The organism is Paenibacillus sp. MDV22-iso6 (assembly GCF_058408365.1).
This window is the reverse complement of the sequence record NZ_JBZVDZ010000016.1, coordinates 60753-68510: the sequence shown is the minus strand read 5'-3', so window position 1 is coordinate 68510 and position 7758 is coordinate 60753. Positions and strand designations below refer to the sequence as shown.

Below are 7758 nucleotides of genomic sequence, written 5' to 3'. Positions count from 1 at the left end.
GCCGCACCGTGTTTCTCGTGTTTTCTTGGCCGGAATTAGAATATACCATGTACAGGTTGGGAACGCAAGCTTTATTTTCAATAAATTATATTTAGTCTCTCGTATAGCTATTCACTTAATGCCGGAGTTATTTAAGATCCCTTCAATCCTTATTAAACACTCTCTTCCCAGAACATGTGATTCACCTTTCCTCCATGGATAATCCGCATGTTCCTCCCGCCCTATCCGATTATATGTTACTTCAATTTCTCCACAGGCATCTTTCGCGGCCATAAGCTATAACTGAAGCTGATTATAAAATCGATCCCCAGTATAATCCCCCATACTCTTATGAGATTAGAAAATGCCGCAGTACGCTCCGTATCCCCAATCCACCAGATCATCGCGAGCAAGAACAAGCTACCTATACCCCAAGCCAATAGATGTCTAAGCCATCCCACTCTTTCACGACTAGCATGCTCGCTGCCATACACCTTGCTGCTCCGAGGATTATCCCCTCCCTTAAACCAGTAAAGGAAATAACGATCAGCCCAAGCGATCATCTGATGACCATAAGCAATACTCACACCTATATATATAGCTGCAATGCCGTGAACCATACTTGCCGTAGCACCCCGTTGAAGATCCATCACCGTCGCTACCATAAGAAGAACATCCACAATGGGCGTTGCCATTAACAGCGCGACCCCTGTCCGTTTCATCCCAAACAGATAACGCACACTCAGACCTGAAGCGACAAATACCCAGAAGGCAATCTCACATCCAATAATAAAATAGGCAATCAAATGATTCACTCCTTTTATAATACGAATGTATTAAATATAATTTAACACGTTTGTATTATAATAATCAACAATGATATAATCTTTTTATGCCTAAAATAGTTGATCACGATAAACAACGTCTGCTCGTAGCCGAAGCGGCTTGGCGTGTCATCCGAAGAGATGGCATGGAACAGGCCTCCGTTCGAAATATTGCGGTAGAAGCTGGAATATCGGCCGGGTCTATGCGCCACTACTTTTCAACCCAATCAGAACTACTCCTATACGCAATGAATCTGGTATCCGAACGGGTATCGAATCGAATCACACAGATTTCCTTTGATGCATCTCCTTTGGAGAATATGAAGCTTCTGTTGTTAGAACTCTTGCCAAGTACGGATGAAAAAATGGCCGAAATGGAGGTGTGGTACGCTTTTACAGCCAAGTCCAAGAGTGACCCTGTTCTCAAAGAGCATGCCGACAAAGTCTATAATGAGCTCAGACACGCGATGGCAAAAGTTATCACCTACCTCATGGAACTCAATCTCTGCCGAACAGACATCGACAAGGAACTGGAAATTGAAAGGCTGTACGCACTGGTCGACGGTTTGGGAATTCATGCGATTCTTCGTCCTGACCAGATGAACACCAAGATTATGGAGAACATCCTTACCACACATCTTGCAACGTTATGCCGGGATGCAGAATAACATTCGGTCACATAATTAAATACAGTTCAATCCTTCGTATCAGCAAGAACCGAGTAATAACTTCTATGAAACAAAAAACCGTCAGGCATTAGTTGTAACTAACCTATGTATCCATAATAGGGTTAGCCTCCTAAATGCGTGACGGTTTTTCTTTTTATCCAATAATAATTCGGCCCTCCGGATGGCGATACAACTTTTTCTCTTTGCGCGGACGAAGCGCGTATGCAATGGTTAGTGGTCCAATACGTCCGATAAACATCGTGAAGGCGATAATCACTTTTCCCCATACCGTTAATTCATGCGTTACTCCCACCGACAGACCTACTGTCCCAATTGCCGAGGCCGCTTCAAACATAAGTGAAAGGAACGGTGCATCCTCTGTGGTAAGTAGTAGCATTACTACAACCATGAATATGATCAAGGAAACCATAATAATCGTCAATGCTCTCATCAGCAAATCTTTCGGAACACGCTGACGGAAAAATACAATATCTTTATTGCCACGAATCATGGCATACACCGCTCCAATCATGATCAGGAACGTTGTCGTCTTGATCCCACCCCCGGTTGATCCCGGAGATGCCCCAATGAACATCAACAGAATGAAGAAGAACTGGGTGGCCTGCCTCATCTCGGTAATATCAATGGTGCTCGTACCCGACGAACGTGTAGAGACCGATTGGAAGAACGAGGCGTATATCTTTTCACTCCAACTTAGACACGCCAGTGTGTGTCCATTGGTGAACTCAAATACAAACAGTACAATTGCTCCAATACCAATCAGTGCACCTGATACGGACAATACCAGTTTGGACTGCAACGATAAGCGACGGCGCTTGCGGAACTCAAACAAATCATTCAGCACCACAAAGCCGAGTCCACCCGATACAACCAGCACGGAAGCTGTCAGGTTAAACAACCAGTCCCCTGTATAATACTGAAAACTGTTGCCAAACAGATCGAAACCACCATTATTAAATAATGAAACCGAGTGAAACGCCCCATAGTATACCGCCTGCCAAAAGGGCATCTCCGTTGCCCAGCGTAGTGCCAATATAACAGCAGCCACCCCTTCAATGGTAAACGAAAAAATGAGCACTTTGCGGATAATACGTACAATGCCTTCCATACTGTCAGCGTTGATAGCCTCTTTCAGCAGAAGCCTGTCCTTTAGCGAGATACGCTTACCCAATACTAATGCAAACAACGTTGCGATGGTCATGAAGCCAAGTCCACCTAGCTGCATAAGCACCATAATCACGATTTGACCAAACAGGTTGAAAGTCGTCCCTACATCCACAACGACCAGCCCGGTTACACATGCGGCAGAGGTAGAAGTAAAAAGCGCATCAATAAACGCCAAATGCTCGCCGCTTTGATTGGAGATAGGTAACATGAGCAGAATCGTACCGATCATGATAATAAGCATAAAACCACCAACCAGAATCAATGGGGGTGATAGGAATTTAGCAATGTGAAGCCTAAACTTCATGGAGGGCACCTCTTTTAACATAATACAAGCAGGTAGGCGAACAAAATTCTGTCACCACACTTTAGTCACACATGTTGTTTCGACGAATCTGTCACTTTCAATGCCTATGTAAACCTAAAGAGGAACTTGCCACCAGCATCATACTGAACGGCAGGTTCCTCTTCTATTATGAACGAGTTAAACGTTCCTTATTTAATCCTGTGTACGAGGACGCATGTGCGGGAAGAGCAGTACGTCACGAATGGACGGCGAATTGGTCAACAACATGATCAGACGGTCGATACCGATTCCCAGTCCACCTGTTGGTGGCATACCATATTCGAGCGCACGGATGAAATCATCATCCATTTCGTGCGCTTCGTCGTTCCCGTGTTCTTTCTCCAGCAATTGTGCCTCAAAGCGCTGACGTTGATCGATTGGATCATTCAGCTCTGTAAATGCATTTGCATGCTCACGTCCAACGATAAACAGCTCGAAGCGGTCCGTGAAACGTGGATCTGCATCGCTCTTCTTCGCCAGCGGAGAAATCTCAACCGGGTGCCCCATAATAAAGGTTGGTTGAATCAATGTCTCTTCTACAAAATGTTCGAAGAATGCATTCAGAATATGACCAAATGTCATATGCTTTTCAACCGGAACTTTATGTTCTTTCGCCAAACGATGAGCTTCCTCGTTCGTCATGTGCACGGAGAAGTCCACGCCTACAACTTCCTTAACCGCGTCTACCATCGTTACACGGCGCCATTGTGGTGTAAGATCCACTTGATAGTCTGCATATTGGATAACTTGCGTACCAAGCACTTCCTGTGCGATGTGAGCAACAAGATTCTCAGTCAAACGCATAATATCCTGATAATCGGCATATGCCTCATAAAGTTCAATCATTGTGAACTCAGGGTTATGACGTGTCGACATCCCTTCATTACGGTATACACGGCCGATCTCATATACCTTCTCCAGACCGCCTACAATCAGACGTTTCAGGTGAAGCTCAATCGCAATCCGCATGTACAATTCCATATCAAGCGCATTATGATGCGTGATGAATGGACGCGCAGCGGCACCACCAGCGATGGTGTGCAGCGTCGGAGTTTCGACTTCCAGATAGCCCAGAGAATCTAGGTAACGGCGCATCGACTGAATGATTTTGGAACGAGTAATGAAGGTCTGCTGCACTTCACGATTCATAATCAGGTCAACATAGCGCTGGCGGTAACGCAGCTCTACATCCGCGAGTCCATGATATTTATCCGGAAGTGGGTAAAGTGACTTGGACAATACTTCGAGATTTTGAACTTTAACCGAAGTTTCACCTGTCTTGGTTTTGAAGATTACCCCAGAGACACCTACAATATCCCCTAAATCGAGCAGGCTGAACGCGGCGTATTTGTCTTCCGGTACAGTATCCTGACGAACATAGATCTGGATTCTGCCGCTCAGGTCCTGAATATGTGCAAAGCTCGCTTTACCCATTCCCCGCTTCGCCATAATCCGTCCGGCAATACTGACTTCGATGTGCTTCTCTTCCAGCTCTTCCTTGGTCAGTTCTTCATACTTCTTCAGAATGGAGCCGGCTTCTTCCGTACGTACGTATTTTTGGCCAAAAGGGTCGATCCCCAATTTGCGGAGCTCGTCCAATTTGTCGCGGCGAATTTGTAAAAGCTCACTTAGTTCGGTTTCGGTTTCCTGATTCAAGACTTCATCCGTCATGATCTATATTCATCTCCTTATTTACATTGCAGGCATCTTCAGAGGTATTCTGCCTCAAATGTTGAAAAAAGCTTCCCTAAGGAAGCTTTTGTCTCCGTACCCGACTGCTTCATTGCTTATATTACTTTTTGATGTCTACAATTTTATATTGAATTACGCCAGCAGGCACACTTACATCAACAACCGTACCTTTTTTCTTGCCCAGAATGGCTTTGCCAACTGGGCTTTCGTTCGATATTTTGTTTTGCAGCGGATTGGACTCCGCAGAACCTACAATCGTATATTCCGTGATATCACCGAATTCCAGATCTTCTACAGTGACTGTTGCACCCACGCTTACAGCTTCGGTATCGATCTCGTCGCTGTTGATAATCCGTGCGTTCCGAAGCAATTTCTCCAACGTAATAACGCGGCCTTCAATGAAAGCCTGTTCGTTCTTCGCGTCTTCGTATTCGGAGTTTTCACTAATATCTCCATACCCGATGGCTACCTTAATCCGTTCAGCCACTTCGCGGCGCTTCACTGATTTCAGCATTTCCAGTTCTTCTTCAAGCTTCTTAAGACCCTCTGGTGTAAGGATAACTTCCTTATCGCTCATCTCAACCGATTCTCCTGTCATGGGAATAATTTGATTGCACGGCAACGGAACCAGTGCTGTTTACAGAGCTCCGCCCGCATACATCTTCAAAACTATATGAAGTTCTCCGGAGAAACAGAACGTTCCTCCTGATGCACTAGCCTTATGACGCACATGGCGAATTTATACTGTGAAATTATAGGGTAACGGTCTCGAAAAGTCAATGTTACGCCCCCTATAGCTGTAAACGTTTTACAGCAGGAGATCAGGATGCATTTTCGGCTAGTGCTGGTTCTGACTCCAGATTGCCTTCCATATGCAGCTGGCCTACAAAGTTCTCCAGAATGTGCACCATCTCATCACGTTTGGTTTCTTCCATAATAACGTCTTTGATACGGGCAGATCCTTTCAGACCTTTCAGATACCAAGCCAGGTGTTTACGCATCTCGCGAACAGCAACAGCCTCACCCTTCAGTGCTATCAGACGGTCCATATGCAATATGGCAACCCGAATCTTCTCTTCCCCATTCGGGTCAGGAAGCAGTTCCCCGGAACTCAAGTATTGAATGGTCCGATACAACATCCATGGGTTACCCAGGGCGGCACGACCGATCATAACTCCGTCACAACCCGTTTCATCCAACATACGACGGGCATCTTCCGGTGAAGATACATCTCCGTTCCCGATAACCGGGATGGAGACAGCCTCTTTGACATTTTTGATGTGTGACCAGTCCGCTGTGCCTGTGTAGAGCTGCTCACGTGTACGGCCGTGAACACTTACCGCTTGTCCGCCAGCACGTTCAACCGCAAGTGCATTCTCAACTACGTAGATATGCTCGTTATCCCAGCCGATCCGCATCTTGACTGTAACGGGCTTATCTACAGCGTCCACAACAGCAGATACCATTTCATAAATTTTGTTCGGATCAAGCAACCAGCGTGCACCTGCATCACAGCTCGTCACTTTTGGCACAGGGCATCCCATGTTGATGTCGATGATGTCAGCATTGGTTTCTTTGTCCACAATTTTTGCTGCTTCTACGAGGGCTTGACGATCTCCCCCCCAAATTTGCAGGCTCAGCGGTTTCTCACGCTCATCTACAAATAACATCTCACGTGTACGCTTGTTACCATGCACGATGGCTTTGCCACTAACCATCTCCGCACATACGAGGCCTGTTCCAAATTCTTTTGCGATCAGACGAAAAGCCGGATTACACACGCCAGCCATCGGCGCAAGTACAACCTGGTTTTTCATTTCAATGTCACCAATTTTAAGCATGGTAGTCGTTCCACTCCTTTTTAAATCCGACTCTTGCATGAATCCTGGTTGTGTTTTAGTTTGTATAAAATAAACGAATAATGACGATATTTTCTTATTAGTAAAAAGCGACCTTAGTTCCCCTGTAACTCCTCAATGCTGATCGACAGCACCCCGGCAATTAGATTCAGCTCCCGTTCAACTACTTTGCGGTTGCCTCGTTCAATCATACCCAGAATGGCCAGCGATATGCCCGTCTCAGCAGCGAGTTCCTGTTGTGTTAAACCTTTCAGCTTCCGGAAAGCCCGGATTCGATTGGCCAATTGCACGTTTTCCAAAGCTGTATTCCATCCTTTCCATCCAGTACAGACAACGATGATTGTACAAAGGTATACAAACCTGAATGCTCATCTTCGGTTACGATATCAGCCAGTGGCACCAATACAAACGCCCGTTCACCCATCCGTGGATGTGGTAATTGCAGCCGGTCGGTATCACTCGTCTCTCCATCCATCCAAAGCAGATCCAAATCGACTGTACGAGGGCCCCAACGGATATCACGAACCCGCCCAAGCCGTGTTTCAATATCCAGCAGTTCCGTGAGCAGCTGCTCCGGCAAAAGTGTAGTCTGTACCGCAGTTGCCATATTCAGAAACGCTGGCTGGTCCACATAACCTACCGGCTCCGTTTCATATAGCGCAGAACAGCGCAGGACAGATATATGAGGATGTGCATCCAACAACGTTAACGCCTCAAGCAGCGTCTGTTCCCGGTCACCCAAATTAGCCCCTAAAGCAATATAAGCCTCTGAAGATTCAGAGGTCGAATGTGCAATCATGATCGGTTCTCACTTTCTTGTGCGGCGAAGCTCTACAGTTACGCCCCCAAAATGAATATCGAAAGGCGGATGCGGCTTCGTCACCTTGACTGTCAGTGCATTGATAATAGTATAAGTGTCTAGTAAAGAAGATGCAATATGTTCGCCCAAAGCTTCAATTAACTGGAATGATTTATTTTCAACGATCTGTTTGACCAGCTCATGGATCTCCGCATAATTGATGGTTTTGGTTAAATCATCGTTACGCCCAGCCTCACCCAGATCCATATCGATCTCCAAATCAATATAATAACGCGCCCCCAGCTTCCGTTCCTCGGCAAATACGCCGTGATATCCGTAATACTCCATTCGATGCATTACCATTCTATCCATAAGTTCCGCCTGCCCTCTATATAATGAATTCATG

At 45.9% G+C, this 7758-nt stretch carries 9 protein-coding genes; 1 reads left to right on the top strand and 8 read right to left on the bottom strand.

The genetic code is table 11. From position 1 onward, the window contains the following. Positions 1-236: 236 nt before the first annotated feature. A complete protein-coding gene (locus AC4PM4_RS29690) occupies positions 237-794 on the bottom strand; it encodes a hypothetical protein (RefSeq protein ID WP_306291832.1) in 558 nt (185 codons plus the stop codon). Between the two features lie 77 nt (positions 795-871). Here AC4PM4_RS29690 and AC4PM4_RS29685 point away from each other — a divergent pair, with 77 nt between their 5' ends. Further along, positions 872-1471 (top strand): TetR/AcrR family transcriptional regulator, encoded by a 600-nt coding sequence (locus AC4PM4_RS29685; RefSeq protein ID WP_064641379.1) that lies wholly within the window; start codon positions 872-874, stop codon positions 1469-1471. A gap of 154 nt (positions 1472-1625) precedes the next feature. Here the strand turns inward: AC4PM4_RS29685 and AC4PM4_RS29680 are convergent, their stop codons facing one another. The 7 genes from AC4PM4_RS29680 to folB all read right to left on the bottom strand — a co-directional run bounded on the left by AC4PM4_RS29680 (position 1626) and on the right by folB (position 7724). Then, positions 1626-2963 (bottom strand): TrkH family potassium uptake protein, encoded by a 1338-nt coding sequence (locus AC4PM4_RS29680; RefSeq protein ID WP_491615220.1) that lies wholly within the window; start codon positions 2961-2963, stop codon positions 1626-1628. 192 nt (positions 2964-3155) lie between these two features. Further along, positions 3156-4673, bottom strand: a complete 1518-nt coding sequence (gene lysS, locus AC4PM4_RS29675; protein ID WP_064641381.1) for a lysine--tRNA ligase — start codon at positions 4671-4673, stop codon at positions 3156-3158. A 121-nt stretch (positions 4674-4794) separates the two neighbouring features. Further along, on the bottom strand, positions 4795-5271 hold the full coding sequence (greA, locus tag AC4PM4_RS29670) for a transcription elongation factor GreA (protein ID WP_053778901.1): 477 nt from the start codon (positions 5269-5271) through the stop codon (positions 4795-4797). A gap of 244 nt (positions 5272-5515) precedes the next feature. Beyond that, on the bottom strand, positions 5516-6535 hold the full coding sequence (gene dusB / locus AC4PM4_RS29665) for a tRNA dihydrouridine synthase DusB (RefSeq protein ID WP_090811973.1): 1020 nt from the start codon (positions 6533-6535) through the stop codon (positions 5516-5518). 113 nt (positions 6536-6648) lie between these two features. Beyond that, positions 6649-6852, bottom strand: coding sequence for a helix-turn-helix domain-containing protein (locus AC4PM4_RS29660; protein WP_063568397.1), 204 nt, complete (start codon positions 6850-6852; stop codon positions 6649-6651). Further along, positions 6804-7352, bottom strand: coding sequence for a 2-amino-4-hydroxy-6-hydroxymethyldihydropteridine diphosphokinase (gene folK, locus AC4PM4_RS29655; protein ID WP_064641383.1), 549 nt, complete (start codon positions 7350-7352; stop codon positions 6804-6806). Before folK ends, AC4PM4_RS29660 begins: the two co-directional genes overlap by 49 nt. 9 nt (positions 7353-7361) lie before the next feature. Continuing rightward, positions 7362-7724 carry a dihydroneopterin aldolase gene (gene folB, locus AC4PM4_RS29650; protein WP_053778905.1) on the bottom strand — a complete coding sequence of 121 codons (363 nt, stop codon included), beginning with the start codon at positions 7722-7724 and terminating at the stop codon, positions 7362-7364. Positions 7725-7758: the final 34 nt, after the last annotated feature.

What these genes read in the sequence shown, in the direction of transcription:
- AC4PM4_RS29685 (WP_064641379.1), top strand. Translation starts at nt 872, where the DNA reads ATGCCTAAAATAGTTGATCACGATAAACAACGTCTGCTCGTAGCCGAA.
- folB (WP_053778905.1), bottom strand. Translation starts at nt 7,724, where the DNA reads ATGGATAGAATGGTAATGCATCGAATGGAGTATTACGGATATCACGGC.
- greA (WP_053778901.1), bottom strand. Translation starts at nt 5,271, where the DNA reads ATGAGCGATAAGGAAGTTATCCTTACACCAGAGGGTCTTAAGAAGCTT.
- dusB (WP_090811973.1), bottom strand. Translation starts at nt 6,535, where the DNA reads ATGCTTAAAATTGGTGACATTGAAATGAAAAACCAGGTTGTACTTGCG.
- folK (WP_064641383.1), bottom strand. Translation starts at nt 7,352, where the DNA reads ATGATTGCACATTCGACCTCTGAATCTTCAGAGGCTTATATTGCTTTA.
- AC4PM4_RS29680 (WP_491615220.1), bottom strand. Translation starts at nt 2,963, where the DNA reads ATGAAGTTTAGGCTTCACATTGCTAAATTCCTATCACCCCCATTGATT.
- lysS (WP_064641381.1), bottom strand. Translation starts at nt 4,673, where the DNA reads ATGACGGATGAAGTCTTGAATCAGGAAACCGAAACCGAACTAAGTGAG.